Genomic DNA, 26,222 nt, shown 5'->3' on the forward strand with positions numbered 1-26,222 from the left:
AGGAATACCAGGGCGGCACCACGGCGGTGTCCAATCTCGGCATGTTCGGCATCAAGGACTTTGCCGCCGTCATCAACCCGCCGCATGCGACGATCCTGGCGGTGGGAGCCGGCGAGGAGCGCGCGGTGGTCAAGAACGGCGAGATCAAGATCGCCACCGTGATGTCGGTGACGCTGTCGACCGACCATCGCGCCGTCGACGGAGCGCTCGGCGCCGAACTGCTGGTCGCCTTCAAGCGGCTGATCGAGAACCCGATGGGCATGCTGGTCTAGGAAAGGAAAAGGTGGTGCGGAAATTCTTCACCAGCCTTTTCGCCTTTATTCGTTCCGGATTCGCTGGCGGCTTGGCGGCGCAGGAATTCGCCGTCGCCACCAATGCCGAGGAAGAATACATCCTCGCAAGATCGGGTTTAGCGAGATGAAGACGGTTCTTTGCTACGGCGATTCGCTGACCTGGGGCTACAATGCCGAGGGTGGCCGACATGCGCTCGAGGATCGTTGGCCAAGCGTGCTGCAGGCCGGACTAGGTGGCGGCGTGCATGTCATTGCCGAGGGGTTGAATGGCCGCACCACGGCCTTCGACGATCATCTGGCCGGCGCCGACCGCAATGGCGCAAGAACGCTGCCGACGGTGCTGACCACGCATGCGCCGATCGACCTGATTGTCATCATGCTTGGCGCCAACGATATGAAGCCGTGGATCCACGGCAATCCGGTCGCGGCCAAGCAAGGCATCAGCCGACTGATCGACATCGTGCGCGGCCATGACTACCCGTTCGACTGGCCCGCACCGCAGATCCTGATCGTTTCACCGCCTCTCGTCACCCGCACCGAAGATGCCGAGTTCAAGGCAATGTTTGCCGGCGGCGATGACGCCTCGAAGCAGCTTGCACCGCAATATGCGGCGCTCGCCGAAGAAGTCGGCTGCGGCTTCTTCGATGCCGGCCAGGTGGCGCAAACGACACCTCTCGACGGCGTCCACCTCGATGCCGAAAACACGCGAAACATCGGCAAGGCGCTGACGCCGCTCGTGCGCGTCATGCTGGAATTGTGATCGAAGGAGAAAACCGTGGCTGAGCACTACGACGTCATCATCATCGGCTCCGGTCCCGGCGGCTATGTCACGGCAGTGCGTTCCGCCCAGCTCGGTTTCAAGACGGCGATCGTCGAGCGCGAGCACCTCGGAGGCATCTGCCTCAACTGGGGCTGCATCCCGACCAAGGCGCTGCTGCGCTCGGCCGAGATCATGCATTATTCGGATCACCTGAAGGACTACGGGCTGAAACTCGACGGCAAGGTCAGCGTCGATACTGCCGCCGTGGTCGACCGCTCGCGCAAGGTCTCGCTGCGGCTCAATGGCGGCGTTGGCTTCCTGATGAAGAAGAACAAGGTCGACGTGATCTGGGGCGAGGCCAAACTATCCAAACCGGGCGAGATCGTCGTGTCCAAGACGGCCAAGAAACCGATGGAGCCGCAGCCGCCGGTGCCGAAAGGCGTCAAGGGCGAGGGCACATATACCGCCAAGCACATCATCCTGGCGACCGGCGCCCGGCCACGCGCGCTGCCCGGCATCGAACCTGACGGCAAGCTGATCTGGACCTATTTCGAGGCCATGGTGCCGAAGGAGATGCCGAAGTCGCTGCTGGTGATGGGCTCCGGCGCGATCGGCATCGAATTCGCCTCCTTCTATCGCACCATGGGCGCCGAGGTGACCGTGGTCGAACTCTTGCCCGCGGTGGTGCCGGTCGAGGACGCCGAAGTCTCGAAATTCGCGCAGAGGCAGTTCGAGAAGCAAGGCATGAAGATCATCCTCGAAGCCAAGGTAACCAAGGTCGAGAAGGGCGCCAACTCAGTCACCGCGCATGTCGAGATGAAGGACGGCAAGGTCGAGAAGATCACTGCCGACCGCATGATCTCGGCCGTTGGCGTGCAGGGCAACATCGAAAATCTCGGCCTCGAGGCACTTGGTGTGAAGACCGAGCGCGGCTGCGTCGTCGTCGACGGTTATGGCAAGACCAACGTGCCGGGCATATACGCCATCGGCGATGTCGCCGGCCCGCCGATGCTCGCCCACAAGGCCGAGCATGAGGGCGTCGTCTGCATCGAAAAGATCGCCAATTTCCCCGGCGTGCATGCCATCGACAAGCTCAAGATTCCCGGCTGCACCTACTGCAACCCGCAGGTCGCCTCGGTCGGCCTGACGGAAGCCAAAGCCAAGGCCGAGGGCAAGGATATCCGCGTCGGCCGCTTCCAGTTCGCCGCCAATGGCAAGGCCATCGCGCTCGGTGAGGATCAGGGCTTCATCAAGACAATCTTCGACAAGAAGACCGGTCAGCTGCTCGGCGCGCACATGGTGGGTGCCGAAGTGACCGAACTGATCCAGGGTTTTGTCGTGGCGATGAACCTTGAAACCACCGAGGAAGAGCTGATGCACACCATCTTCCCGCACCCGACGCTGTCGGAGATGATGAAGGAAAGCGTGCTCGACGCCTATGGCCGCGCGCTGAACGCATGATAGATTGCCCGCACGAGACTCAAAGCGCACAGGACGCGCGAACTCGACGGCAAGTTGGGTCATTTCCGGACGCATTTTCACTCGTATAAGGAGAGGGCATATGGACGTGAATGGCGTGGGCTGGATCGCAGCCATCATCATCGGCGGACTTGCAGGCTGGTTTGCCGAGATGGTCATGAAGAGCAACACCGGGGTCTTCATGAACATCATCCTGGGCATCGTCGGCGCCGTGGTGCTGAACGCCATTCTGCGAGCCCTCGATTTCGGCGGGTTCGGCGTCGGCTGGACCGCCTATCTGATCACCGGCTTCATCGGCGCATGCCTGCTGATCTGGGCAGGACGCCTGGTACGGCGTTAGCGGAGATCGTGTCGGCTATGCGAAAACGGTCGTAGCGGCATGCGCCGCCGCAGCCTTTTTCTTTGTGCCGAAAGGTCCTAGATGACAGGGAAGTGACGATCGCCGGCAGGCGGTCGCGAAAACAAGCCAGGGTTCACATGGTTACCGTCCTCGATACGATCGCCAACGCGCCGCGACTGCGGCATCCCGAGAAGGCGCACAAGCCTGACCAGGAGGTGCTGCGCAAACCTGACTGGATCCGCGTCAAGGCGCCGGTCTCGAAGGGCTACGCCGAGACCCGCGAGATCGTGAAATCGCATAAGTTGGTGACGGTCTGCGAAGAGGCCGGCTGCCCGAATATCGGCGAATGCTGGGACAAGAAGCACGCCACCTTCATGATCATGGGCGAGATCTGCACGCGCGCCTGCGCCTTCTGCAACGTCGCTACCGGCATTCCGACCGCACTCGACCCCGATGAGCCGGCCCGCGTCGCGCATGCGGTCAAGCAGATGGGCCTGACCCATGTCGTCATCACCTCGGTCGACCGCGACGATCTCGCCGATGGCGGGGCGCAGCACTTCGCCGAAGTCATTCGCGCGATCCGCGCTGCGACGCCTTCGACGACGATCGAAATTCTGACGCCCGATTTCCTGCGCAAGGATGGCGCGCTGGAGATCGTCGTGGCGGCCAAGCCCGACGTCTTCAACCACAATCTCGAAACCGTGCCGTCGAACTATCTGACCGTTCGGCCTGGCGCCCGCTATTTTCACTCGATCCGGCTGTTGCAACGGGTCAAGGAACTCGACCCGTCGATCTTCACCAAGTCCGGCATCATGGTGGGACTGGGCGAGGAGCGGAACGAAATCCTGCAGCTGATGGACGATTTGCGTTCGGCCAATGTCGACTTCATGACCATTGGCCAATATCTGCAGCCGTCGAAGAAGCATCACCCGGTCATCCGCTTTGTCACGCCGGAGGAATTCATGTCGTTCGAGACGATCGGTCGGACCAAGGGCTTTCTGCTGGTGGCCTCGAGCCCGCTGACGCGCTCGTCGCATCACGCTGGCGATGATTTCGCCAGACTGCGCGCGGCGCGGGAAGCGCAGTTCAAGAAATCGCTCTGATGCATGTCGCCCAAAAGTGACCTCGGTTTTGGGAGGACGACATGTATAAAAACAACGACATGCATAAAAACAACGAATCTAAAGTGCGTCGCATGACCGCGTTTCGACGCGACGCGCTTTAGAGCCGGTTTCATGCCGAAGTTCGAAGCCACCCGTCGCGTTGCCCACACGCCGCAGCAGATGTTCGCACTGGTTGCCGACATCGAAGCCTATCCGCAATTCCTGCCGCTTTGCGAAGCGCTGACGGTACGCACGCGCAAGGAGCGTGACGGGCGCACCATCCTCGTTGCCGATATGAGCATAGGCTACAAGGCGATCCGCGAAACCTTCACCACGCAGGTGCTGTTGAAGCCTGACGAGAACGCCATCGACGTGAAATATATCGACGGTCCGTTCAAATATCTAAGCAATGTCTGGCGTTTCGAACCCGATGGCAGCGGCTGTGCCGTCCGCTTTTTCATCGACTACGAGTTCAAGAGCCGCATCCTGGGCGTGGTGATGGGAACCATGTTCGATCGCGCCTTCCGCATGTTCTCCGAAGCTTTCGAGAAGCGCGCCGACGTCATCTACGGTGTCGCACCGTCGGGTTGACCGTGGCCGAGCGCACGCAAACCCAATTCCAGCGCCTGCCTGACCGTTTCGCGGCGAATGAAATCCCGGCCCTTGTCTGTAAACAGCTTGTGTTCAGCGCCCACAGCCTGGCCATCGAGGCCAACGCCGAACCAGACCAGGCCGATGGGTTTTGCCGCTGAACCGCCACCAGGGCCGGCGATACCGGTGACTGCGAGAGTAAGCCCGGCCCGTGAACGGGCAAGCGCGCCCCTTGCCATTTCGATCACCGTCTCGCGGGAAACCGCGCCATGCGCATCGAGCGTGGCGGCGGAAACACCGAGCATGTCCATCTTGGCTTCGTTGGAATAGGTGATGAAGCCGCGATCGACCACCGCCGAGGACCCGGCAATGTCGGTCAGCGCCGCGATGATCATGCCGCCTGTGCAGCTTTCCGCTGTCGCCAGCATGATGCCGCGCGCCTGGCAGGCTTGCAGCAGCGCGTTGGCCAGCTCATTGTCGGTCATTCCGGCACCTCGCCGGGAAACACCACGCTGGCGGTGGCAATCGCCGCGATGCCTTCCTCGCGGCCGACAAATCCGAGCTTCTCGTTGGTCGTCGCCTTGATCGAGATGCGGTCCGCGGAAATACCCAGCATCTGGGATAGGACCGCCGTCATCGCTTCGCGATGCGGGCCGACGCGCGGCGCCTCGCAGATCAGCGTGATGTCGGCATTGGCGATGCGTCCGCCGCGCCCGCGCACCAGTTTCGCCGCATGTTCGACAAACATCCGGGACGCAGCGCCTTTCCACTGCGGGTCGGACGGCGGGAAATGCGTGCCGATGTCACCGGCGCCGCAGGTCGCCAACAGCGCATCCGTCAGCGCGTGCAGGCCGACATCGGCATCGGAATGACCGGACAGTTTCTTCTCATGAGGAATGGCGACGCCGCACAGCGTGACGTGGTCGCCAGGCTCGAAGGCATGGACGTCGTAGCCATTGCCGGTGCGAATGTCGGGAAAGTGTGTCCGCCCGCTGGAAAGCCGCTGGTCCGCCATCGCAATATCCCGTGCCCAGGTGAGTTTGACATTGTCCGGCGAGCCGGGAACGATCTTTACCGGCATTTGCATCCATTCGGCGATCGCCGAATCGTCAGTGAAGTCGGTTTTGCCGCGGCGATAGGCTTCTTCATGCATCGTCATGATTGCCACGAATGGAAAGCCCTGCGGCGTTTGCGCTGCGTGAAGCCCGCTCCTGGAAACGGTTTCGCCGACCACGCCACTGGCAGATTCGCGCTTCAAAGTATCCGCGACGGGCAGGGCAGGGAGGGCGCCCTCGTCTTCGCTGATGGCGAAGATGGTACGGTCGATAAGGTCGGCGTCGACGAACGGGCGCGCGGCATCATGGATGAGGACCTTGTCCGGCCCGTGGCTTCTCAGGGCCTGCAACCCCAGCCGAACCGAATCTTGCCTGGTGGCGCCACCAGCAATTACCGTGACCCGATCAGCATCGATGCCGACCGCTTGCCGAAAAAGCTCGCCGTCCTCCGCGTGAATGGCAACCACGATCGGGCCGATACGCGGATGTGCCAGGAAAATCTCGATGACGTGCGCGATGACGGCGCGGCCACCGATCCGTTGATATTGCTTGGGGCCGTCGATCTGTCCGGCGCGCGCGCCACGGCCGGCAGCCACAATCACCACCGCGACCTTGCCATTCGCCTCTGAAGCCTGATTTTCACGTGCGTCAGTCATGCCGATTGGCTTAGCGCACGATCCCGAAAAGTGTAATCGGTTTTCAGAAAGATCGTGCGCCAAATGTGAAGGCCCAAGGCGTCCTTTGCGTGCCCCTGACGAACGCGCAGCACCTGGTCGCGGGCGAAACGACAAGCCGGCATTTTCCCAATTGCGCCTTAATGTGACGTCATTCCGCGTTGCACATTGCCGCGGTTCTGGCTAGAGAATGTGCAACGAATGGACATGCTTGGTTTTTGTGCATGGATGATTTGACCAAATTGGCCTCGCCTCTCGATGTCGGTGGTGTGAGAATCCGCAATCGCGTGTTCCTTGCACCGATGTCGGGAATTACCGACGAGCCGTTCCGGCAGCGTGCCCATGCGCATGGCGCCGGCCTGGTGGTGTCCGAAATGGTGGCAAGCGGCGAACTCGCCAAGGGAAGGGCGGGCTGCGGCTTGCGCATACGCCATTCCGGCTTGCCGGTCCATATGGTGCAGCTTGCCGGCCGCGAGGCGACCCACATGGCCGAAGGCGCGCGTATCGCCGCTGGCGAGGGCGCCGACATCATCGACATCAACATGGGTTGCCCGGCCAAGAAGGTCACCGGCGGCTATGCCGGTTCCGCACTGATGCTCGATCTCGATCATGCGCTCTCGCTGATCGAAGCCGTTGTCGGCGCGGTCGATGTGCCGGTGACCGTCAAGATGCGGCTGGGCTGGGACGACGGCGCGCTGAACGCGCCTGACCTGGCACGCCGCGCCGAGCAGGCTGGCATCAAGATGGTGACCGTCCACGGCCGTACGCGCTGCCAGTTCTATCAGGGCAAGGCCGACTGGCGCGCCATCGCCCGCGTCAAGCAAGCCGTATCCATCCCAGTCGTTGCCAATGGCGACGTCTGTTCCCCCAACGAGGCCGCGAATGTCCTCGACCAATCCGGCGCCGATGCGGTCATGGTCGGCCGTGCGCATTACGGCGCGCCCTGGGTCGCCGGCAGCATCGCGGCGGCAGCGACAGGCGAGACGGCGGTCAAAGCGCCGCGGAACCCGTCCGCGCTGGCCGACTATATCGTCGCCCATTACGAGGACATGCTGGCGTTCTATGGCATCGAGAGCGGCCTGCGCCAGGCGCGCAAGCATCTCGGCTGGTATCTCGACCGCCATGCCGGCGCTTTCGCTGACGAGCGCCGCAAGGCCATTCTCACCTCATTCGAACCTGCAAGGACGATAGCCCTGCTGCGCGATGCATTTTTGAACGTCGTGGAAACACCGGACCTGCGGAGTGCGGCATGAGCGCGTCCGTCGCCCGGGGCACTGAAATGGCGGACGCCGCCCAGATCGTGCTCAACACCATCCGCCGCCCGGTGATCATGATCAGCGACGAGGGATTCATCACCTTCGCCAACGCCGATGCCGAGGACTTCTTTCGCTCGAGCGCGACCATGCTGGCGCGCAACACGCTGTCGAAACTGATCCCCTTCGGCAGCCCGCTGCTGACCCTGGTCGACCAGGTGCGCGAGCGCCGGGCTCCGGTCAACGAGTATAGGGTCGACGTGTCGTCGCCGCGTCTCGGCGTCGAGAAGGTCGTCGATCTCTATGTCGCGCCGGTGCCGGAATTTCCAGGCTCCGTCGTGGTGATGTTTCAGGAACGGTCGATGGCCGACAAGATCGACCGGCAGATGACGCATCGGGGGGCGGCACGCTCCGTCACCGGCCTTGCGGCGATGCTTGCCCACGAGATCAAGAACCCTCTGTCCGGCATCCGTGGCGCCGCCCAGTTGCTCGAATTGTCCGCGTCCGACGAGGATCGCGCGCTGACGCGGCTGATCACCGACGAGACGGACCGCATCGTGTCGCTGGTCGATCGCATGGAGGTGTTTTCCGACGAGCGGCCGATCGATCGCTATCCCGTCAACATCCATGTCGTGCTCGACCATGTGAAGGCGATCGCAAAGAACGGTTTTGCGAAGAAAGTCAGGATATTGGAGGACTACGATCCTTCATTGCCTCCGGTTTTCGCCAACCGCGACCAGCTCATCCAGGTGTTCCTCAACCTGGTCAAGAATGCAGCCGAGGCGATCGGCAGCGACCCACAAGGCGAGATCGTGCTGTCGACCGCATTCCGACCGGGCATCCGTGTGTCGGTTCCGGGCACGCAGGACCGCGTTTCGTTGCCGCTGGAGTTCTGCGTGCGCGACAATGGCTCCGGCGTCTCCGAAGATATCCTGCCGATCCTGTTCGATCCTTTCATCACCACCAAGCCGAACGGCTCGGGGCTGGGGCTGGCGCTGGTCGCCAAGATCGTCGGCGAGCATGGCGGCATCATCGAATGCGAATCGACGCCGCGCGCAACCACCTTCCGCATCCTCGTGCCAGCTTGGAAGGAAACGCAGTTCAGTGCCGATGAAGACGGCGAAGGAGACCGCAAATGACCGTTCGCGGCAATATTCTGGTCGCAGACGACGATGCGGCGATCCGCACCGTGCTCAACCAGGCGCTGTCCCGCGTCGGCCATGAGGTGCGCGTCACGTCCAACGCCTCGACCTTGTGGCGCTGGGTGGCGGCGGGCGAAGGCGATCTGGTCATCACCGACGTGGTGATGCCCGACGAGAACGCCTTCGACATGCTGCCGCGCATCAAGAAGGCACGGCCGGAACTGCCAGTCATCGTCATGAGCGCCCAGAACACCTTCATGACGGCGATCCGCGCGTCCGAAACCGGCGCCTATGAATATCTGCCGAAGCCGTTCGACCTGACCGAGCTCCTCAACATCGTCAACCGCGCGCTTTCGGAGCCGCGCCGGCCCAAGATCGATGCGCGGCCGGAAGAGCAGCCGGAGACGATGCCGCTGGTCGGCCGCTCGGCCGCCATGCAGGACATCTACCGCATGCTGGCGCGCATGATGCAGACCGATCTGACCGTGATGATTTCGGGCGAATCGGGCACCGGCAAGGAGCTGGTGGCGCGTGCGCTGCACGAATATGGCCGCCGCCGTGGCGGGCCGTTCGTCGCCATCAACATGGCGGCCATCCCGCGCGACCTGATCGAATCGGAACTGTTCGGCCATGAGAAGGGCGCCTTCACCGGTGCGCAGAACCGCTCCACCGGTCGCTTCGAGCAGGCCGAAGGCGGCACCTTGTTCCTCGACGAGATCGGCGACATGCCGATGGAAGCGCAGACGCGCCTGCTGCGCGTCCTCCAGCAGGGCGAGTACACGACGGTTGGCGGCCGCACGCCGATCAAGACCGACGTGCGCATCGTCGCCGCTACCAACAAGGACCTGCGCACGCTGATCAACCAGGGGCTTTTCCGCGAGGATCTTTTCTACCGCCTCAATGTCGTGCCGCTCAGGCTGCCGGCGCTGCGCGAGCGCTCCGAGGACGTGCCGGACCTCGTCCGGCATTTCTTCAAGCTTGGCGAGATGGAAGGCCTGCAGACCAAGCGTATTTCGTCCGGCGGTATCGAACTGATGAAGCGCTACCCCTGGCCTGGCAATGTGCGCGAACTGGAAAACCTCGTTCGCAGGCTTGCCGCGCTCTATTCGCAGGACGAGATTTCCGCCGAGATCATCGAGGCGGAACTCAAGACGGGCGAGCGTCCCGTGGTGCCTGGCGGCGGCAACCTCATTCCCGACGATCTATCGATCGGGCAGGCGGTCGAGCATTTCCTGCAGCGCTATTTCACCTCGTTTGCCGGCGAATTGCCTCCCGCCGGCCTCTATCAGCGCATTTTGTCCGAGGTCGAATATCCGCTGGTCCTGGCTTCGATGACGGCGACCCGCGGCAACCAGATCAAAGCCGCGGAATTGCTGGGTTTGAACCGCAACACGCTGCGCAAGAAAATTCGCGAGCTCGGCGTCAACGTGTATAAATCCTCAAGGCAGTCGTGAAGCCAGATTGAGTTGAGACTGTTTTCGGGGGATCGGGCGCGAAAGATTTCCGTCTCGGTCACACTTGTTGCATAATCGCCACAATGCGTTGCATACATCCGACGCAATCACTGGCTCTAGACGGCGACATGGCTCCGCAGGCACCGACTCTCAATCAACCGCTTTTCAGCGAACCCGGCGCGCGCGACGGGCGCAGGCTGCTGGCGCTGCCTGGCGTCGTGGCGGTGGTCGGCGCTCTCGTCATGGCGGCTATTTCGTTCACCATCCTGGTCGGCGCGACGCCGATCGCGCCTGACGCCAAGACGACCTGGGCACTGATCGCGCTCAACGCCGCCTTCGTGCTCTTCCTTATCGCTCTGGTCGGACGCGAGGTGCATCGCATCGTCATGGCGCGCCGGCATGGCAAGGCTGCGTCGCGGTTGCATGTGCGCATCGTCGCCATGTTCGCGCTTGTGGCCGCCATTCCGGCCATCATGGTGGCGATCATCGCCTCGATCACGCTCGATATCGGCCTCGACCGCTGGTTCGAGATTCGCACCAAGACGATCGTCAATTCCTCGCTTTCGATCGCCGATGCCTATGTCCAGGAAAACGCACGCAACCTGCAAGGCACGACACTGTCGATGGCCTACGATCTCGACGCATCGCGCACGCTCTACGGTCTTGATCGGACAGGCTTTCTCGACCTGATGAACAAGGAAGCGGTGGGCCGGTCGCTGGCACATGCGGCGCTGATCAAGCCCGACGGCTCGTTTGTCATGAGTGCCAAGACCGACACGGATTTCGCGATGCCGGAACCGCCGGAAGGCGCCGTGGCCAGCGCCGCCGACGGCAAGCCGGTGCTGATCGAACCGCGAACCCGCAACATCATGGGCGCCATCGTCAAGTTGCGCGAGATCGAGGGCCTCTACCTCTACACGATCCGATTGGTCGACCCCGAGGTGATCAAGGCGCGGCAGATCGTCAGGTCCAACACGGACGAGTACCGCAACCTCGAAGACAACCGGCGCACTTCGCAAGTGGCCTTCGCGCTGCCCTATCTGTCGCTGACGCTGATCATTATCCTGTCGGCCATCTGGACCGGCATTGCCGTGGCCGACCGGCTGGTGCGCCCGATTCGCCAGCTTATCGGCGCCGCCGATGAGGTGGCGACAGGTAATCTCGATGTCGCCGTGCCTGTGCGGCCGTCCGACGGCGATGTTGCCTCACTCGGCGACACTTTCAACAAGATGCTTCTGGAATTGAAATCGCAGCGCAACGAGATCCTGTCGGCAAAGGACCTGATCGACGAGAGGCGGCGCTTTTCCGAAGCCGTGCTTGCCGGCGTCACCGCCGGAGTCATCGGCGTCGATCCCTACGGGATCGTCACCATCGTCAACCGTTCGGCCGAATCGATGCTGGCCATATCCGCCAACGCCGCGCTCGGACAGAACCTCTCCGCCGTTCTGCCGCATGTCGGTCGCGTCTTCGAGATCGGCCGCAAGTCAGGCAAACCAGTCTATCGCGAGCAGGTGACCTTTTACCGCGCCGGCGCAGAGCGGACTTTCAACGTGCAGATCACCATTGAGGCCGGCGATGACGGTTCGGAGGAGAAATCCTACGTCGTGACGGTGGACGACATCACAGATCTGGTTCAGGCCCAGCGCTCGTCCGCCTGGGCGGACGTGGCGCGGCGCATCGCCCATGAGATCAAAAATCCGCTGACGCCGATCCAGCTTTCCGCCGAACGCATCAAGCGCCGCTACGGCAAGGTCATCACCGAGGACCGCGAGGTCTTCGACCAGTGCACCGACACCATCATCCGGCAGGTGGAGGATATCGGCCGCATGGTCGACGAATTCTCGGCCTTCGCGCGCATGCCCAAGCCCGAGATGAAGGCCATCGACCTGCGCGAAGCTTTGCGCGAGGCCTCGTTCCTGGTCGAAGTCAGCCGTTCCGACATCACGTTCGAGCGGGTGTTCGGCAACGAGCCGCTCAAGGGCACTTTCGACAGCCGGCTGATGGCACAGGCTTTCGGCAACGTAATCAAGAACGCGGCCGAAGCCATCGATGGATTGGAACAGAAGGATGGTTCGCACGGCATAATCCGGATTCAAGCCGGACGTCACAATGGCGCGATTCGAATCGACGTCATCGACAATGGCAAAGGCCTTCCACGTGAAAATCGTCAGCGGCTGCTCGAGCCCTATATGACCACGCGCGAGAAGGGGACCGGCCTCGGCCTCGCTATCGTCAAGAAGATCGTGGAGGACCATGGCGGCAGGCTGGAGCTCCATGATGCACCCGCGGATTTCCATGGCGGGCGCGGCGCGATGATCAGCATCATCCTGCCGCCCACGGCCGGCGCGCCGCCGCGCGGCGAAGGCAGGGCAGAACACGAACGAGAAACTGAAAAGGTCGGTAATGGCGTCTGATATTCTGATCGTCGATGACGAGGAAGACATCCGCGAGCTCGTCGCAGGCATCCTGAGCGACGAAGGTCACGAAACCCGCACGGCATTCGATGCCGACAGTGCCCTGGCGGCCATCGCCGACCGGGCGCCGAGGCTGATTTTCCTCGACATCTGGCTGCAGGGTTCGCGTCTGGACGGGTTGGCCTTGCTCGACGAGATCAAGACGATGCACCCGAACCTGCCGGTCGTCATGATTTCGGGCCATGGCAATATCGAGACGGCGGTCTCCGCCATCCGTCGCGGCGCCTACGACTTCATCGAGAAGCCGTTCAAGGCCGACCGGCTGATCCTTATCGCCGAGCGCGCGCTCGAAACTTCGAAATTACGGCGCGAGGTTTCCGATCTCAAGCTGCGCAGCGGCGAAACCTTCGACCTGATCGGCATGTCGTCGGCGATGAGCCAGTTGCGCCAGACCATCGAGCGCGTCGCGCCGACCAACAGCCGCGTGATGATCATCGGCCCCTCTGGCTCGGGCAAGGAACTCGCCGCGCGCGCCATCCACACGCTGTCGGCGCGCAAGGGGGCACCGTTCGTCACGCTGAGCGCCGCCAACATCACGCCCGAACGCATGGAGATCGAGCTGTTCGGCACCGAATCCAACGGCGTCGAGCGCAAGGTCGGCGCGCTCGAGGAAGCCCATCGCGGCATCCTCTACATCGACGAAGTGGCCGACATGCCGCGCGAGACGCAGAACAAGATCCTGCGCGTGCTGGTCGAACAGCAGTTCGAACGGGTAGGGGGCACCAAGCGGGTCAAGGTCGATGTCCGCATCATCTCCTCGACCTCGCAGAACCTGGAAGCGATGATCGCCGACGGCCGCTTCCGCGAGGATCTTTATCATCGCCTGGCGGTGGTTCCGGTCATCGTGCCGGGACTGGCCGAGCGGCGCGAGGATATTCCTTATCTTGTCGATAACTTCATGAAGCAGATCGCCCGCCAGGCCGGCATCAAGCCGCGCCGCATCGGCGATGACGCGCTTGCCGTGCTGCAAGCGCACAACTGGCCGGGCAACGTCCGTCAGCTGCGCAACAATGTCGAGCGTCTGATGATCCTGGCGCGCGGCGACGAGGTCGACGCGCCGATCACGGCGGACCTGTTGCCGGCTGAGATCGGCGATGTCATGCCGCGCACACCGAATCAATCCGACCAGCACATCATGGCGCTGCCGCTGCGCGAGGCGCGCGAACAGTTCGAGAAGGACTATCTGATCGCGCAGATCAACCGGTTTGGCGGCAACATCTCGAAGACAGCCGAGTTCATCGGCATGGAACGCTCCGCTCTGCATCGCAAGCTGAAGTCGCTCGGCGTCTGACCGCGGGCTGTTGTTGGTCCAGCGGCCCGCTGCCGGCTGATTATCGGTTACGGTCGCGGCGGAATCGCTTAAAAAAGCTGAAATTTCTTCAGGGGTCCCCATGCCACGCATTGCCTATGTCAACGGGCGTTACGTCGCCCATGCCGACGCTTCCGTGCATATCGAGGATCGCGGCTATCAGTTCGCCGATGGCGTCTATGAAGTCTGCGAAGTGGCGCGCGGCTTCATCGTCGATATGCCGCGCCACCTGGCCCGCCTGAACCGCTCGCTGACCGAACTGTCGATCGCCTGGCCGGTCACCTCGATCGTGCTGCCGCTCATCTTGCGCGAAGTGGTCAACCGCAATCATGTCGCCAACGGTCTGGTCTATGTCCAGGTTACGCGTGGCGTCGCCAGTCGTGACTTTGTGTTCCCATCGGCCGACACCAGGCCGTCCCTGGTGGTGACCGCCAAGAAAGCCGACCCAGCAGCCTCGGCCAAGAGGGCCGAGAGCGGCATCGCGGTCATCACCGTGCCCGAGAACCGCTGGGATCGCGTCGACATCAAGAGCGTCGGGCTGCTGCCCAACGTCTTGGCCAAGCAGAAGGCCAAGGAAGCCGGTGCGCAGGAGGCGTGGTTCGTCGACACCGACGGAAACGTCAAGGAAGGCGGATCGTCGAACGCCTGGATCGTCACCAGGGACGGCGTTCTGGTCACCAGGCCGGCCGAGCATGGCATCCTGCGCGGCATCACTCGTACGACCATGTTCGAAGTGGCGGCCACACTCGGCCTGAAGATCGAGGAGCGCGGCTTTTCGGTTGCCGAGGCCAAGGCGGCGCGCGAGGCGTTCATCAGCTCCGCAACGACGATTGCCATGCCGGTCGTGGCCATCGATGGCGACCCGATCGCCAATGGGCATCCCGGCTCGATAACACTTTCGTTGCGGCAAGCCTTTTTTGACATTGCGGAAAAAAGTCCAGCCTGATAACCGCACAGGTGGAATGAACATCAATATATCTCGTTCTGCTTGTCGTTACTGACGGCAAGACGGTGTTTGCGCGCTTGACATGTGCCTGACAATTTGGCGCATTGGCTTGCAAACCGAAGGGGATCGGCGAAAGACAAAAACAATGGCGGAACGATCGCAAAACCTTCAGGACCTGTTCCTGAATTCAGTTCGCAAGAGCAAGAACCCGCTCACCATCTTTCTTATCAACGGCGTGAAGCTGACCGGCGTGGTCACTTCGTTCGACAATTTCTGTGTGCTGCTACGCCGCGACGGTCACTCGCAGCTCGTCTACAAGCACGCCATTTCCACGATCATGCCGAGCCAGCCGGTTCAGATGTTCGATGGTGAGGAAAGCCAGGGCGCCTGATTGGCACGTGAGAAGGACGCGGACGGTATGGTTCGCGGAAAACCAGCACATCATCCCGAGACGGAAGCCAAGGGTCCGACCCGGGCCGTCGTCATCGTGCCGGTGCTGACCCGCCAGCCACGCGGCGACGACGATACCAACCGCCCGCGGCTGACGCGCTCGGCTGACGCCCGTCACGACGAAGCGGTCGGCCTTGCGCGCGCCATCGACCTCGATCTGATCCATACGGCGGTCGTGACCGTCAACGACCCGCGCCCGGCAACCTTGCTCGGCAGCGGCAAGGTCGCGGAGTTCGCCGAAATCGTCAAGGAAGGTCACGCGGAGGTGGTCATCGTCGACCACCCGCTAACCCCGGTACAGCAGCGCAATCTCGAAAAGGAGCTCGACGCCAAGGTGCTGGATCGCACCGGGCTGATCCTCGAGATATTCGGCGAGCGCGCGCGCACCAAGGAAGGCACGCTGCAGGTCGAACTCGCCCACCTCAACTACCAGAAGGGCCGTCTCGTGCGCAGCTGGACCCACCTGGAACGCCAGCGCGGCGGCGCCGGCTTCCTCGGCGGTCCCGGTGAAACGCAGATCGAATCCGATCGGCGGCAGCTGCAGGAAAAGATCATCAAGCTGAAGCACGAACTGGAAACGGTGCGGCGCACGCGCGATCTGCACCGCGCCAAGCGCAAGAAGGTGCCGTTTCCGGTGGTGGCGATCGTCGGCTATACCAACGCGGGCAAGTCGACGCTGTTCAACAGGCTGACCGGGGCAGACGTTCTGGCTCAGGACATGCTATTCGCCACCCTCGATCCGACGCTGCGCCGCGTGCGCCTGCCGCATGGCACGCCGATCATCCTTTCGGACACGGTCGGCTTCATCTCGGACCTGCCGACGCATCTGATCGCGGCATTTCGTGCGACATTGGAAGAGGTGGTCGAAGCCGATCTCGTCATCCACCTGCGCGACATTTCCGATCCCGACACGTCGGCGCAGGCCGAGGATGTCGAACGCATCCTGGCCGATCTCGGCGTCGACGCCGGCGACGCCAAGCGGGTCATCGAAGTCTGGAACAAGGTCGACCTGCTCGATGAGGGCAATCGCGCGCGGCTGCTTGCGGAGAGCACGGATGCCAAGGCGCCACCCGTCGCCATATCGGCTGTCACCGGCGAGGGCATCGATGCGCTGAAGGCGATCATCGAGGCGCGGATGGCGGGTGAACTCGAAGAGCTGACGGTGACGATCGAGCCGGCGCAGTTCGGCCTGGTCGACTGGCTCTACCGCAACGGCGATGTCGTTTCGCGAACCGACAATGAGGACGGCAGCGCCACCATCTCGCTCAAGGCGACGCAAAGCGCCAGCGAAGAAATCGAGAGCAGATTGCGTCGCAAAAACAATAAGTAGTGGAAGCTACTTCGCGCTTTTTGCTTCTTGCCAGAGCGCTTCCATCTCGGCCAGCGTAGCTTGTCCCAGCGTTTTGCCGGACTTCTCCACGGCTTGCTCGACATAGTGAAAGCGCGACCGGAATTTTTCGTTGGTGCCGCTCAGTGCTGCTTCCGAATCGAGATCGAGGTGACGGCCTAGATTGACGACGGCAAACAGCATGTCGCCGAATTCGTCCTTGATCGAGGCGGTCTCGCCTTTGGCAAGCGCCTCGCGCAACTCGCCGATCTCTTCCTCGATCTTGTCAAGGATGGGGGCAGCCTCGCTCCAGTCGAAACCGACGCGGGCGGCCTTCTCCTGAAGTTTCAACGCTCGCGTCAGCGCGGGCAGGGCAACCGGCACGCTGTCCAGGAACCCCTTGCCGTTGTCTTCCGGGTCGTGGCCGCGAGCCAGGCGGGCTCGACGTTTCTCCGCCTTCTCCTCGGCCTTGATCTTCTCCCACATGCCCTTGGCCATGCCGGCGCTGCGGGCATTTTCGTCACCGAAGACATGCGGATGGCGGCGGATCATCTTGGTGGTGATCGCCTGGACCACGTCCGGGAAAGCAAACTCGCCGGCTTCCTCGGCCATCTGCGCGTGGTAGACGACCTGCAGCAGGAGGTCGCCGAGCTCATCGCGCAGATCGTCGAGATCGCCGCGCGCGATGGCATCCGCCACCTCATAGGCCTCCTCGATCGTATAAGGCGCGATGGTCGAGAAATCCTGCTCTATGTCCCACGGACAGCCGGTCTTCGGCGCCCGCAGCGCCGCCATGATCTCGATCAGGCGCGAAATGTCTTTCGATGGCGTCATAGAGCGGATGCTATCCTGCGGCCGTCGCGCGGCCAATGCTGTCAGGCGGCGACAGCGCCTTGTCCACAGCTGAGCATAACCATGATCTCGATCCGGTTTTCAGGAAAGATCATGATCGGGCGAGAAAGCCCATCCCAGTCTGATCGGTAGGATCAGGCGTCAGTCGAGCACCGAAATTATCGCCTTGGCGAGTTCGTCCATGCCGTCCTCGGGCAGGCCGGCCACGTTGATGCGGCTGTCGCCGACCATGTAGACGCCGTGCTCGGCGCGCAGCCGCTCGACCTGCGCTTCCGTCAGGCCAAGCCGGGAGAACATGCCGCGATGGCTGGCGACGAAATCGAAACGGTCGGAATTGGACTGCCGGCGCAGCGCTTCGGCGAACCGCATGCGGAGCCTCAGCATGCGCAGGCGCATCTCTTCGAGTTCGGCTTCCCAGTCCGCGCGCAAAATTGGGTCTTCGAGCACGATGCGCACGGCGGCAGCGCCGTGGTCCGGCGGCATCGAATACATGGCGCGCGCCGCCGACAGGATCTGGCTCATCGCCACATCCGCCTGGGCACCGTCCTTGGCCAGAACCATCGCAGCGCCGACACGGTCGCGGTAGACGGCGAAATTCTTCGAGCAACTCGATGCGACGACCATCTCCGGAACTTTCGCCGCCAGCAGGCGCAAGCCGAGGGCGTCGGCCTCGAGGCCATCGCCAAAACCCTGATAGGCGATGTCGACAAACGGCAGCAGGCGGCGTTCGACGATCAGATCGGCAACGGCGGCCCACTGCGCCGCATCCAGATTGGCGCCGGTCGGATTGTGGCAGCAGCCATGCAGCAGCACCACGTCGCCGCTGTTTGCCGTCCGCAGCGCCGCCAGCATGTCGTCGAAGCGAACAGCGCCGGAGCCCGCATCGAAATAAGGGTATTCGCGGATTTGCAGGCCAGCGGCGCGCATCACCGGCATGTGGTTCGGCCAGGTCGGGTCCGACAGCCAGACGGTGGCATCGGAGCGTGTGCGCTTGAGCAGTTCCGCCACTAGCCGCAGCGCGCCCGAGCCGCCGGGCGCCTGTGCCGCACGGATGCGCGTCATGTCGGCGCCGGGACCGAAGGCAAGCTTGGCCATCACCGTGTTGAAGCCGACGTCGCCGGCAAGGCCGAGATAGGTCTTGGTGTCCTGGCCCTGCAGCAGCCGCTTTTCGGCCTCGCGCACGGCGCGCATGACCGGTGTCTTGCCGTCGCGATCCTTGTAGACACCGACGCCGAGGTCGACCTTGTTCGGGCGCGGATCGGCGCGATAGAGGCCGATCAGGGCAAGGATCTTGTCGGCGGGAGCCGGCTGCAGGTCTTCGAACATCACTATGGTTCCATTGGCGCGGCGGAGTGATACGCAAATAGAACGCGCTTCGCCAGCGGTTTCCGTCCACCTGGAAAACGAAAAATCGGGGGCGGCCGGGATTAAAATCCCCACATGCTCCGTAAACAGGGCATGAAACGGTCGATGCCACGCTTCGATATTGTTGGACAACTCGGATCGCTCCGGCGTTATGCGCACTCGCTGACGCGCGACGGCACTGAGGCCGAGGATCTCGTGCACGACGCGCTGGTGCGCGCTTATGAGCGGCGCGGCACCTTCCGCTCCGCTGGAAACCTGCGAGCGTGGCTGCTGTCGATCGTCCACAACGCCTTCATCGACCGTATGCGTTCGCGCCGCTCGGAAACCGCGCGCCTCGAACAGGCCGGGTACCTGGCCGAAGGCAGCACACCGGCGCCGCAGGAGCATTCGGTGCGGCTGGCACAGGTGCGCGAGGCCTTTTTCAGCTTGCCCGAAGAACAGCGTTCGGCGCTGCATCTTGTCGCCATCGAAGGACTTTCCTACAGCCAGGCCGCCGACGCCAGCGGCGTACCGCTGGGAACGCTGATGTCGCGCATCGGCAGGGCGCGCGCCGCACTGCGCGAAATGGAGGAGACGGCTCCCTCGAAGGCGAAAAATCACCTCAGGATCGTTGGAGGCCCGTCATGACCGCAACTGTCGATCCCGTGACCGATACCGACCTCGACGCCTATGTCGACGATCAGATGGATGTCACCCGCCGCATCGAGGTGGAGGCGTTTCTGTGCGCCCGTCCGGAGGTGGCCGCGCGCGTGATGTTGGATCTGAGAACCCGAGACGAACTGCGCATGGCGCTTGCCGGCTCCAAGGGCATGGCGAGGCCGGCAACCGCCGATGCCGCACGGCGGCTGGAGAGGGCGCTGGCCCGGGGGCGCATCTTCGGCGTGTTCCAGCGCGCGGCGGCGGTCGCCGCGTTCGTCGCCGCCGGCTGGCTGGCGAACGGCGTCATCGGGCCGATGTCGGTGACCAAGGTCGTCGCCTCGCCGCAACCGCCCGCCTATGTCGACGAGGCGGTGCGAGCACACCGGACGACGCTGGTGCGCGAGACCATGCCGTCGCAGCCGGAAGCGCCCAACTACAACGCAGGCGAAATCCGCGCCGCGACCGCTATCGTCATGCCTTCGCTGCCCAAGGACTGGAAGGTGCGTGACGTGCAGATCTACCCGTCGCGCTTCGGCCCGAGCGTCGAGATGGCGGTCGAGACGAAGGAGATGGGCCTGGTCTCGCTGTTTGCGATCCGGCCGGGAAGCTTCGACGTCGTCAAGCCGACCGTCGCGCCGTCGGGCGACATTGCCTCGGCCTATTTCCAGATCGGCGAGGTTGCCTATGCGGTGGTCGCGCGAAGCGAGGTCCATGACCTCGACCGCGCCGCCGAGGCCCTCGCCAAAACGCTTTACTGACCGATCCACAAAGGAGAACTCAAATGAACACACCCAATCTGGGATACCGTGTCGGTACGGGCGCGCAGACCGGCGCCGTTTATGACGAAGGCCTGCGCCAGCACATGCTGCGCGTCTACAACTACATGGGCCTTGGCCTTGTGGTCACTGGCCTCGTCGCCTTCCTTGTGTCGTCGACGCCCGCGCTTTATGTGCCGATCTTCTCCAGCCCGCTGAAATGGGTGGTGATGCTGGCGCCGCTCGCCTTCGTCATGGTCTTCTCGTTCAAGATGCAGACCATGTCGGCGGCCAGCGCCCAGGCTATGTTCTGGGCCTTCTGCGCGGTGATGGGCCTGTCGTTGGCCTCCGTATTCCTGGTCTTTACCGGAACCAGCATTGCCCGAACCTTCTTCATCGCTGCCACCATGTTCGGCGCCACCAGCCTCTACGGCTACACGACCCGGCGCGACCTGACCCAGTTCTCGTCCTTCCTGATCATGGGCCTGATCGGCGTGGTGATCGCCAGCATCGTCAACATCTTTCTCGGTTCGACCGCGCTGCAGTTCGCCATCTCGGTAATCGGCATCGCCGTCTTCATCGGCCTGACCGCCTGGGACACGCAGACGATCAAGGAGCAGTATGCCGAGAATTTCGACGCGGAATCGCGCCAGAAGCTCGCCGTTTTCGGCGCCTTCTCGCTCTATCTGAACTTCATCAACATCTTCCAGCTGCTGTTGAATTTCACCGGCGAGCGCGAGTAACGCCTTTCCAGCCGGCCTGCCCGACAACCAGATCGGGCAGGCACCGGCTTCCGTTCTGACCATCTCGCCATCGGAGGCCAGGCGAACAATTCCAACCTGAGCGTTCTTTGCTCGGAGTGCATCGGCAGGACATCGCGATGTCATTCAGACCCTTGCTTGGTGACGGACGGATTCGGAGCCGGCAGGAGAAGTCGGAGGCCCTGCAAACGGCAGCCTGGGTCGACTCTTCAGTCGTTTTCGACAATCGGCGCTGGGCGTGCCGGGAAGCGGAACTCCGCTGGACTGCTCCCCATCATCTGATCGTACTGACCGAGGAAGGCGGGACGTCGCATACGTCGATCCGCTCCGGGGCAAAGTCCGTCTATGATGGGATGGATCGTCCGGGAGACCTCACCTTCGTCCCCGCCGGCGCGGAGCGGCTCGGCGTCTACAGGGACGTCAACCTTTCCTATTCGGCCTTGTGGATCGCCCCCGAATTCCCCGGAAGCGAAAGCCTGGCGGATAAGCCGATTATGGTGAACAGGAGCGACAATGTCGTCGCCACGCTCTTGAGTTCGCTCCGCGTCGAGATGGCGCTCGGCCATAAGCCGGACACTGGCTATGTCGAGCATCTGGCTGCGCTCGTCAGCCTGCGCGTAGCGATGCTGGCCGGCAACCAGCTCCCGGTCGTTCGTTACGGCCGTCTCAGCCGCCGCACGTTCGCCCGCATCCGCGAATACGTCGATGCGCGCATCAACTCCGATATTTCGCTGAGCGAACTGGCGGCCGTCGCAGAGATGGCGGTCGACACGTTCGCGCGGCGCTTCAAGGCGACGACAGGTCTCGCACCTTATGCCTATGTGATCGAGGAACGGGTCCGGCGGGCGGAAGTCATGCTGCGTGAAACCGGGGCGTCTATCGGAACCATCGCCTTTCGCTTCGGCTTCTCGAGCCAGAGCCACTTCACCGCGACCTTCCGGCGCCTCAGAGGCATGACTCCTCGGGCCTACCGGCTGCAGTTTTCTCCGGAATCCTGACAGGTCCGCCGATTTCGTGAAAGAAAAACCGAGCCTGCCGGACCACGTCCATAAGCGTCGATGAGCGCACCCGACGCGCCCGCTGTCGGGCCTGGTCGCTGTCGAGCCCTTATCATTGCGCCCGGGAGACCACGCATGGCTGAGACGGACAACAGGAACGGACCGACGCGTCGAGCGGTGCTGGAGGGAGGGGCCGCGACCGGTCTGCTCGTGGCGACCGGGCTACCGGTTGAAGCCCAGCAGATGGAGCCCGCCGCGGCTGCCGTATCCGCCACGCAGGGACGGACGATGCCGGTGTCGCTGCGCGTCAACGCCAGGGACTTTGCCGTCGAGCTCGATCCACGGACGACGCTGCTCGACACGTTCCGCAATCATCTCGGCCTTACCGGCTCGAAGAAAGGCTGCGATCACGGCCAGTGCGGCGCCTGCACCGTCCTCGTCAACGGGCGCCGGATCAATTCCTGCCTGACGCTCGCTGTCATGCATGAGGGCGACGAGATCACTACCATCGAAGGGCTCGCCGACGGTGATCGGCTTCACCCGGTCCAGGCCGCCTTCATCGCCCGCGACGGCTTCCAGTGTGGATACTGCACGCCTGGCCAGATCTGCTCCGCAGTCGGCATGCTTGGCGAGGCCAGGGACGGCTGGCCGAGCCATGCCAGCGACGAGGTAACGGCAGCCTCGGTCGCGCTCACCGATGCCGAGATCCGCGAACGGATGAGCGGCAACATCTGCCGTTGCGCCGCCTATCCGAACATCGTCGCCGCGATCCGCGACGCGGCAGGGGAGGCGTGAGCGATGCGGGCTTTCACTTATGAGCGGGCGGAGAAAGCGGAAGAGGCGGCCGCCGCGGTTGCCGGGCGGCCAGACGCCAAATTCATCAGCGGCGGCACCAATCTCCTTGACCTGATGAAGCTCGACATCGAGCGACCGGCGCATCTCGTCGACGTCAGCCGGCTGCCGCTCGACCGGATCGAGGAAACGGAGGAGGGCGGCTTGCGGATCGGCGCCCAGGTTCGCAACAGCGATCTCGCCGCCGAGCCGCGGGTGAGGTCGCAATACCCGATGCTCTCGCAAGCGCTGCTGGCGGGAGCTTCCGGCCAGATCCGCAACAAGGCCTCGACCGCCGGCAATCTCCTGCAGCGCACGCGCTGCTTCTATTTCTACGACCGCAACATGCCGTGCAACAAACGTGAGCCGGGCTCCGGTTGTGCCGCGCTGCAAGGCTTCAACCGGATGCATGCGGTCCTCGGTACGAGCGAAACCTGCATTGCGGTTCATCCCTCCGACATGGCGGTTGCCATGGCTGGGCTCGACGCAAGGATCGAGACCTTGTCGTCAGGCGGCGAAGCCCGCACCATTCCAATCGGCGATCTCCATCGCCTGCCCGGGACAACGCCCGACGTGGAGACTGCGCTCGGCCATGGTGAAATGATCACCGCGGTCACCTTGCCACCCCCTCCACCCGGCCGGCAGCTCTACCGCAAGGTGCGCGACCGCGCGTCCTATGCCTTCGCATTGGTGTCGGTGGCGGCGATCGTCGAGAAAAGCGGCGGCCGCATACGCAGCGCCCGCATCGCCATGGGCGGCGTCGCGGCCAAGCCCTGGCGCGCGACCGAGGCTGAGCAAACGCTCGCCGGCGCGGCGGCGTCCGATGGCGCTTTTACGGAGGCCGCCGAAGCCGCGCTCGCCGAGGCGGTCGGGCATGGCGACAATGATTTCAAGATCCCGCTGGCGAAACGGACGGTGCGGCACACGCTCGCCGCAGCCGCGGTCGAGCGCGCGTAAGGTCATGCAGAGACGATGGCCCCGAACGGCTGTTTCCAGATGTCGGCGCCCGCAGTCGACGCGCCGGGTGGCAGGGAGAAAGATATGAAACTCACACGACGTGCCGTTGCAGCCGCCGGTGGCGGCCTTCTCGTCGCCCCCGCCGCGGCTTGGAACGCCACGTCCGATACTGATGTTCGTCGCGAACTTGAAGCGGCCGTGGAAGCCTTCTTTGCCGGTTGGGCTTCCGGCGACTGGTCGGCTTTCCTCGATCGTTGCGACGAAACAATGACCTTCCAATTTCCGGTCGGTGAGCAACGGGGCAGACACGGACCGCCGAACGGCAAGCGAGCGCTCGCAGCCTGGACCGCCGCACATAAAGCGCAAGGTAACAGGATCACGGAATCGATCGTCGATCTCAAGCTCTTCGCCTCCGATTGGATCATCATTTGCGATCGCGGGAGCGGGATGATTGGCGGCGGTCGTTATACGGGCCTGCACGCGCTGTTCATGCGAGCCGGCCCGACGGGGCGGCTGATCGAGTTTCGAGAGTATTTCGGCGATATCGCCACGTGAACAGCAGCTGCGCGCGACGATCACGAAGACAGAGGCCGTGTCGCGGCTGTGGGAGTTTCCGAGAACAGATGAACCAGGTGAGCCATGGACAAGACCACTACGTCTGCCGATTCGACCGGCTTTGTCTCTCGTTCAGGGATGAAATCTTCCCCTGATGTCGAATTCATCGGCCGTCCGGTCGACCGCATCGACGGGCCGCTCAAGGTGACAGGCCGAGCCACCTATGCCTATGAGCACGCGATCGACAACGTGGCCTATGGCTATATTCTCGGCGCTGCCATCGCCAAGGGCCGCATCGCGGAAATCGATATCACTGATGCCGAACGGGCACCGGGCGTGATCGGCGTCATGACGCACCGGAATGCTCCGGCACAACCGGATTTTGGCCCGGCGGTGACACCGACCGTGCCGGAGGTTTTCACGCGCGCCCGACCAGCGCTCAACAGCGACCGCGTACGCTATTATGACGAGCCGGTGGCGCTGGTCGTGGCGGAGACGTTCGAGGCGGCGCGCGGCGCTGCGGGGCTCATAAGGGTGCGTTACGAAGAGGAGGCGGGCACTTACGATCTCCAAGCCCATCTAAAGGATGCCTATGCACCCAGGCGGACAAATGCCGGTCTAGCGACCGACAGCATTGTCGGTGACTTCGAGAGTGCCTTCGCGCAAGCGTCGGTCAAGATCGATGCCACTTACCGGACGCCCTTCGAGCACCACAACCCTATGGAACCGCATGCGACCATCGCCGTCTGGTCACGCGACGAGCTGACGATCCACACATCGGCGCAAACGCTTGCGAACTATCGGGCGGGCGTTGCCAGCACGCTCGGCATGCCGCCCGAGCGCGTGCGCATCGTCAGCCCTTTCGTCGGCGGAGGCTTCGGTTCCAAGCTGATCATCCATGCCGATACGGTGCTGGCGGCTCTTGCGGCGCGTGTCCTGCGGCGTCCGGTAAAGATCGCGCTTACGCGCCAGCAGATGTTCGCCAACACCGGTCACCGCGCCGGGATGATCCATCAACTGCGCCTCGCTGCGGAAACCGACGGACGGCTCACCGGGATCTCGCATGACGTCTGGTCGGCCACGTCGAGCTTCGAGGAATATTGCGAGCAGACGGCGGCCTTTGCCCGCTCGCTCTACGCGGCGCCGAACCGTCTCACGCGCCATCGCCTGGTCCGCCTGGATATCAACCGCGGCGAATGGATGCGCTCGCCCGGCGAAGCGCCGGGCATGCTGGCCTTCGAATGCGCCATGGACGAACTTGCGGAGCGTCTCGGGCTCGATCCGATCGAACTCAGGATACGCAACGAGCCGACGCAGGATCCGGAGCGTGGTGTGCCGTTTTCGACCCGCAATCTCGTCGCCTGCATGGAGGAGGGGGCGCGTCGCTTCGGCTGGCAGCGACGGGATCCGGTGCCAGGTCGCACCCGGGAGGGCCGCAAGCTCATTGGCTACGGCATGGCGGCGGCGATCCGACCGAACTATATCGGCGCGTCGACGGCGCGGGTCGCGATCGACCGGGACGGCCAGGTGACGGCACGGCTCGACATGACCGATATCGGTACCGGCACCTATACGATCTTGACCCAGATCGCGGCGGAAAACCTCGGCTTGCCGCTATCATCCGTCAAGGTGGAACTCGGCGACAGCCGCTTCCCGCGCACCGCCGGCTCGGGCGGCTCCTGGGGCGCTGCCAGTTCGGGTTCCGCGCTGCATCGGGCGTGCAATACCCTCAAGCAGCGGATCCTGGAGGTGGCGCGGTCGAGCGAAGCTTCGCCGTTCCGTGGCGCCAATGTCAGCGAGGCAAACTTTGCCGACGGTGAGGTCAGGATCGGCGACCGTTCGGCAAGGCTGACCGATCT

General features: G+C 63.3%; 27 protein-coding genes. 23 read left to right on the top strand and 4 right to left on the bottom strand.

The features are described from left to right. The 7 genes from NKI49_RS31270 to NKI49_RS31300 all read left to right on the top strand — a co-directional run. Positions 1–272, top strand: a 272-nt coding sequence (locus NKI49_RS31270; RefSeq protein ID WP_352695838.1) for a 2-oxo acid dehydrogenase subunit E2, incomplete at its 5' end; no start/stop codon positions are given. Between the two features lie 14 nt (positions 273–286). Then, the gene (locus NKI49_RS31275; protein WP_352604417.1) at positions 287–421 is read left to right on the top strand and encodes a hypothetical protein; all 135 of its coding nucleotides are present in this window, start codon (positions 287–289) and stop codon (positions 419–421) included. Further along, a complete protein-coding gene (locus tag NKI49_RS31280; protein WP_352604415.1) occupies positions 418–1,053 on the top strand; it encodes an SGNH/GDSL hydrolase family protein in 636 nt (211 codons plus the stop codon). Before NKI49_RS31275 ends, NKI49_RS31280 begins: the two co-directional genes overlap by 4 nt. Positions 1,054–1,068: 15 nt before the next feature. Then, positions 1,069–2,514 carry a dihydrolipoyl dehydrogenase gene (lpdA, locus tag NKI49_RS31285; protein WP_352604413.1) on the top strand — a complete coding sequence of 482 codons (1,446 nt, stop codon included), beginning with the start codon at positions 1,069–1,071 and terminating at the stop codon, positions 2,512–2,514. 100 nt (positions 2,515–2,614) lie between these two features. Next, a complete protein-coding gene (locus NKI49_RS31290) occupies positions 2,615–2,872 on the top strand; it encodes a GlsB/YeaQ/YmgE family stress response membrane protein (RefSeq protein ID WP_027027012.1) in 258 nt (85 codons plus the stop codon). 137 nt (positions 2,873–3,009) lie between these two features. Continuing rightward, positions 3,010–3,975 (top strand): lipoyl synthase, encoded by a 966-nt coding sequence (gene lipA / locus NKI49_RS31295; RefSeq protein WP_352604411.1) that lies wholly within the window; start codon positions 3,010–3,012, stop codon positions 3,973–3,975. Between the two features lie 132 nt (positions 3,976–4,107). After that, a complete protein-coding gene (locus tag NKI49_RS31300; RefSeq protein WP_352604409.1) occupies positions 4,108–4,566 on the top strand; it encodes a type II toxin-antitoxin system RatA family toxin in 459 nt (152 codons plus the stop codon). On the opposite strand, the gene NKI49_RS31305 is transcribed toward NKI49_RS31300, so the two are convergent. Together NKI49_RS31305 and NKI49_RS31310 are read right to left on the bottom strand one after the other, a co-directional pair. Then, entirely contained in the window at positions 4,542–5,051 is a 510-nt protein-coding gene (locus NKI49_RS31305; RefSeq protein ID WP_352604407.1) for a CinA family protein, read from the bottom strand. The genes NKI49_RS31300 and NKI49_RS31305 overlap by 25 nt on opposite strands. Then, positions 5,048–6,277 carry a bifunctional 2-C-methyl-D-erythritol 4-phosphate cytidylyltransferase/2-C-methyl-D-erythritol 2,4-cyclodiphosphate synthase gene (locus NKI49_RS31310; protein ID WP_352604405.1) on the bottom strand — a complete coding sequence of 410 codons (1,230 nt, stop codon included), beginning with the start codon at positions 6,275–6,277 and terminating at the stop codon, positions 5,048–5,050. The genes NKI49_RS31305 and NKI49_RS31310 overlap by 4 nt, the downstream gene beginning before the upstream one ends. Before the next feature lie 242 nt (positions 6,278–6,519). On the opposite strand from NKI49_RS31310, the gene dusB reads away from it, so the two are divergent. The 8 genes from dusB to hflX all read left to right on the top strand — a co-directional run bounded on the left by dusB (position 6,520) and on the right by hflX (position 16,653). Continuing rightward, positions 6,520–7,548: a tRNA dihydrouridine synthase DusB gene (gene dusB, locus NKI49_RS31315; RefSeq protein ID WP_352604403.1), complete on the top strand. Its 1,029-nt coding sequence runs from the start codon at positions 6,520–6,522 to the stop codon at positions 7,546–7,548. Then, entirely contained in the window at positions 7,545–8,687 is a 1,143-nt protein-coding gene (locus NKI49_RS31320) for a two-component system sensor histidine kinase NtrB (RefSeq protein WP_352604401.1), read from the top strand. Before dusB ends, NKI49_RS31320 begins: the two co-directional genes overlap by 4 nt. Then, positions 8,684–10,144 carry a nitrogen regulation protein NR(I) gene (gene ntrC / locus NKI49_RS31325; RefSeq protein ID WP_027027019.1) on the top strand — a complete coding sequence of 487 codons (1,461 nt, stop codon included), beginning with the start codon at positions 8,684–8,686 and terminating at the stop codon, positions 10,142–10,144. The genes NKI49_RS31320 and ntrC overlap by 4 nt, the downstream gene beginning before the upstream one ends. Before the next feature lie 128 nt (positions 10,145–10,272). Beyond that, positions 10,273–12,558 (top strand): sensor histidine kinase NtrY-like, encoded by a 2,286-nt coding sequence (locus NKI49_RS31330; RefSeq protein ID WP_352604398.1) that lies wholly within the window; start codon positions 10,273–10,275, stop codon positions 12,556–12,558. Continuing rightward, positions 12,548–13,909: a nitrogen assimilation response regulator NtrX gene (gene ntrX, locus NKI49_RS31335; RefSeq protein ID WP_027027021.1), complete on the top strand. Its 1,362-nt coding sequence runs from the start codon at positions 12,548–12,550 to the stop codon at positions 13,907–13,909. The genes NKI49_RS31330 and ntrX overlap by 11 nt, the downstream gene beginning before the upstream one ends. A 100-nt stretch (positions 13,910–14,009) precedes the next feature. Further along, positions 14,010–14,873 carry a D-amino-acid transaminase gene (locus NKI49_RS31340; RefSeq protein WP_352604396.1) on the top strand — a complete coding sequence of 288 codons (864 nt, stop codon included), beginning with the start codon at positions 14,010–14,012 and terminating at the stop codon, positions 14,871–14,873. Between the two features lie 145 nt (positions 14,874–15,018). Beyond that, positions 15,019–15,264, top strand: a complete 246-nt coding sequence (hfq, locus tag NKI49_RS31345) for an RNA chaperone Hfq (protein WP_006202172.1) — start codon at positions 15,019–15,021, stop codon at positions 15,262–15,264. After that, the gene (gene hflX, locus NKI49_RS31350) at positions 15,265–16,653 is read left to right on the top strand and encodes a GTPase HflX (protein WP_352604394.1); all 1,389 of its coding nucleotides are present in this window, start codon (positions 15,265–15,267) and stop codon (positions 16,651–16,653) included. It begins immediately after the preceding gene. 6 nt (positions 16,654–16,659) lie between these two features. Here hflX and mazG read toward each other — a convergent pair whose 3' ends face one another. After that, a complete protein-coding gene (gene mazG, locus NKI49_RS31355) occupies positions 16,660–17,484 on the bottom strand; it encodes a nucleoside triphosphate pyrophosphohydrolase (RefSeq protein ID WP_352604392.1) in 825 nt (274 codons plus the stop codon). A 159-nt stretch (positions 17,485–17,643) separates the two neighbouring features. Beyond that, a complete protein-coding gene (locus NKI49_RS31360; RefSeq protein WP_352604390.1) occupies positions 17,644–18,828 on the bottom strand; it encodes an amino acid aminotransferase in 1,185 nt (394 codons plus the stop codon). 144 nt (positions 18,829–18,972) lie between these two features. Here NKI49_RS31360 and NKI49_RS31365 point away from each other — a divergent pair, with 144 nt between their 5' ends. The 8 genes from NKI49_RS31365 to NKI49_RS31400 all read left to right on the top strand — a co-directional run. Further along, positions 18,973–19,494 (top strand): sigma-70 family RNA polymerase sigma factor, encoded by a 522-nt coding sequence (locus NKI49_RS31365; RefSeq protein WP_352604388.1) that lies wholly within the window; start codon positions 18,973–18,975, stop codon positions 19,492–19,494. Then, positions 19,491–20,264: an anti-sigma factor family protein gene (locus NKI49_RS31370; RefSeq protein ID WP_352604386.1), complete on the top strand. Its 774-nt coding sequence runs from the start codon at positions 19,491–19,493 to the stop codon at positions 20,262–20,264. The genes NKI49_RS31365 and NKI49_RS31370 overlap by 4 nt, the downstream gene beginning before the upstream one ends. 23 nt (positions 20,265–20,287) lie before the next feature. Next, the gene (locus tag NKI49_RS31375; RefSeq protein WP_352604384.1) at positions 20,288–21,004 is read left to right on the top strand and encodes a Bax inhibitor-1/YccA family protein; all 717 of its coding nucleotides are present in this window, start codon (positions 20,288–20,290) and stop codon (positions 21,002–21,004) included. Between the two features lie 137 nt (positions 21,005–21,141). After that, complete coding sequence (locus tag NKI49_RS31380) at positions 21,142–22,020, top strand: helix-turn-helix domain-containing protein (RefSeq protein WP_352604466.1); 879 nt, start codon at positions 21,142–21,144, stop codon at positions 22,018–22,020. A 135-nt stretch (positions 22,021–22,155) separates the two neighbouring features. Next, positions 22,156–22,815: a 2Fe-2S iron-sulfur cluster-binding protein gene (locus NKI49_RS31385; RefSeq protein ID WP_352604381.1), complete on the top strand. Its 660-nt coding sequence runs from the start codon at positions 22,156–22,158 to the stop codon at positions 22,813–22,815. 3 nt (positions 22,816–22,818) lie between these two features. Continuing rightward, positions 22,819–23,808 carry an FAD binding domain-containing protein gene (locus NKI49_RS31390; protein ID WP_352604379.1) on the top strand — a complete coding sequence of 330 codons (990 nt, stop codon included), beginning with the start codon at positions 22,819–22,821 and terminating at the stop codon, positions 23,806–23,808. Between the two features lie 15 nt (positions 23,809–23,823). After that, positions 23,824–24,363, top strand: a complete 540-nt coding sequence (locus tag NKI49_RS31395) for a nuclear transport factor 2 family protein (RefSeq protein ID WP_352604377.1) — start codon at positions 23,824–23,826, stop codon at positions 24,361–24,363. A gap of 138 nt (positions 24,364–24,501) precedes the next feature. Next, positions 24,502–26,222 (top strand): xanthine dehydrogenase family protein molybdopterin-binding subunit (locus NKI49_RS31400; RefSeq protein WP_352695878.1); only part of this gene is annotated, 1,721 nt, incomplete at its 3' end.

Origin of the sequence: Mesorhizobium sp. M0587 (assembly GCF_040320945.1) — a bacterium.
In the GTDB taxonomy this organism is placed as follows: Bacteria; Pseudomonadota; Alphaproteobacteria; order Rhizobiales; family Rhizobiaceae; genus Mesorhizobium.